Source organism: Rubripirellula obstinata (assembly GCF_001642955.1).
Lineage (GTDB): Bacteria > Planctomycetota > Planctomycetia > Pirellulales > Pirellulaceae > Rubripirellula > Rubripirellula obstinata.
Genome location: NZ_LWSK01000257.1, coordinates 1 through 1,984, shown reverse-complemented (window position 1 = coordinate 1,984; position 1,984 = coordinate 1). Strand labels below are relative to the sequence as shown.

At 55.4% G+C, this 1,984-nt stretch carries 1 protein-coding gene; it reads left to right on the top strand.

Annotation, left to right across the window (positions count from 1 at the left end; genetic code table 11):
* The first annotated feature begins 271 nt into the window (after nucleotides 1-271).
* Nucleotides 272-1,678, top strand: a complete 1,407-nt coding sequence (locus RC85_RS25555) for an anthranilate synthase component I family protein (RefSeq protein WP_084423019.1) — start codon at nucleotides 272-274, stop codon at nucleotides 1,676-1,678.
* The last annotated feature ends 306 nt before the right edge of the window (nucleotides 1,679-1,984 follow it).

Here is a 1,984-nt window from a genome sequence, read left to right as displayed (position 1 = left end):
AACACTGGAAAATGTAAATTGACCAGCAAATACCGCTTCCCAAGAATTTTCAATTTGCAATGTTCATTTTGCAATTTGCAATGTTCGACTGGTTCGCGAATAACATCACCCACCGCATTTTCATCAGTCCAGGCAAACCGATGGTACGCGGTCTTTGTGTTCGGCATGAGATCGTTTTGCTCCCCTGATCGAGTGAGCCTGGGCTTTGGAATCGAAGTCTTTCCGGCTACGGTGCGTGCTTAACGCCCACCGCTTTTGCACTTCGACGATCATGCCCAACGCGCCGGTTTCCATTTTTAGCAAACAGCTTGGCGATCATTTTTCGATCGCCGATGTTTTTGATCGGTTCGCGGGTCGGCCGGGTTGTTTGTGGCTTGATTCGGCGGCGACCGCGCCTGATCGTTTAGTTCGCTATTCGTTCTTGTGTTCGGACCCAACTGAAACATTGGTTGCTGAATCGACAGGCAGCGATCCATGGCCGCTGCTTTCGCAGTGGTGCAGCCGGTTGCCCGGCAAGTTGCGTCCTGATCTGCCGCCGTTTCAAGGTGGTATCGCGGGATTGTTGGGTTATGAAGCGGGCGGTTGGCTGGATGCGACGGGGCCTGCGCCGATTTGTGCCGCAGCGGATGGTTCCTCAACACCGCCAATGTCGTTGGGATGGTATCCGTGGACCATTGCAGTGGACCATCATCGCGGCCAAGCATGGATCATCGCTCATAGCGAACCTGATTTGGCGTTCGCTGAGTCGATTTTGTCGTCTGATGCACCGGCACCGATCTCCAACCCAAGACATCAGACTTCACATAGCATTTCGAGCTGTCCCGAACACGCGACGGGTGTCGATGGCGTCGTCAGCAATTTTTCCAGTCAAGAATTTCGCGACGCGGTCAACGAAATCGTGAATCGCATTCGTGCCGGGGATTCTTTTCAGGTCAACTTGGCGCAGCGATTGACGACTGCGGCGGTGGAGTCTTCGCCATCGCTTTATCTGCGGCTTCGTGAAGCCAATCCGGCTCCATTTGCTGCCTACTACAACGGCGGCGGTTTCCAGGTGCTAAGCAGTTCGCCCGAAGGATTCTTGCAAGTCCGCGAAGGTCACGTCGAAACCCGCCCCATCAAGGGCACTGTATCGCGATCGGCGGACGACCAACTGAATCAACGCCTGGCAAACGAATTGACGGCCAGTGAAAAAGATCGCGCCGAGAATGTGATGATTGTCGATTTGATGCGGAACGATCTGTCGCGAGTTTGCACGGACGATTCCGTCAACGTGACTCAGTTGTGTGAACTAGAAACCTATCAATACGTTCAGCATTTAGTGTCGGTCGTTGAAGGCGATTTAGGCCCAAGCCAAGATGCGGTGTCTCTGTTGAAGGCATGCTTCCCCGGCGGCAGCGTCACGGGAGCACCGAAGATTGAAGCGATGCGAACGATCGCCGAGTTGGAACATCATCCGCGTGGTCCGTATTGTGGATCGATCGGATACATCAGCACGCCGCTGGACGCCGATTTCAACATTCTGATTCGCACGATCACGGCAATCGGCGGTCGCCTTCATCTGCCCGTCGGCGGCGGCATCACCGCGCGTAGTGATGCGGCAAAGGAAGAAGCCGAGACCTGGACCAAGGCCGAAGGAATGTTGCGAGCGGTCTTGCCAACGCAAAGCGAAGCAGAATAGCAATTCCAACGGTCCTTAGCCCCGGATGGGGCGTCAGCACTCTGCCGGTGGCCATTGGCCACCGGTAAATCAAACCAAAACCATGACTTGCCCCGGAGGGGTAATAGAGCCGAAATCTGAACACTTTCGCCCCATCCGGGGCTTCGGTTTTTGTGCGTTCGATTCTGTGGGGCAAGACCCAACGCCGTGAAGGGTTTCTGGACTGTTTAACCGCGTGGGCATCGCCCCGCGCGTCCATGCGGGGCGAAACGCGCGGGGCGATGCCCACGCGGTTAAACGAACTAACCCGTTTTTTCCGAGGCCAAA